Raw genomic sequence first — 324 nt, forward strand, 5'->3', positions numbered from 1 at the left:
TGGAAGTAGCCCGGCATCAGTGGAAGCACCAAGATCAGTACCAAGTGGAAGTAGCCCGGCATCAGTGGAAGCACCAAGATCAGTACCAAGTGGAAGTAGCCCGGCACCAGTGGAAGCACCAAGATCAGTACCAAGTGGAGGAAGCCCGGCACCAGTGGAAGCACCAAGATCAGTACCAAGTGGAGGAAGCCCGGCATCAATGGAAGCGCCAAAATCAGCACCAAGCGGAAGTAGCCCGGTATCAGCCGACATCGTAACGGTGACACATAGTAGCCCGATTATTCCTTATGAAAGTGATAAAGAAGTGGCAGCAAGTAGAGGGCA

At 53.1% G+C, this 324-nt stretch carries 1 pseudogene; it reads left to right on the forward strand.

Going from position 1 to position 324, the window contains the following annotated elements:
* Positions 1–324, forward strand: a pseudogene (locus MR160_RS34200) (pLS20_p028 family conjugation system transmembrane protein); the annotation flags it as partial.

Origin of the sequence: Bacillus cereus group sp. BfR-BA-01382 (genome assembly GCF_022663475.1) — a bacterium.
Taxonomy (GTDB): domain Bacteria; phylum Bacillota; class Bacilli; order Bacillales; family Bacillaceae_G; genus Bacillus_A; species Bacillus_A thuringiensis_S.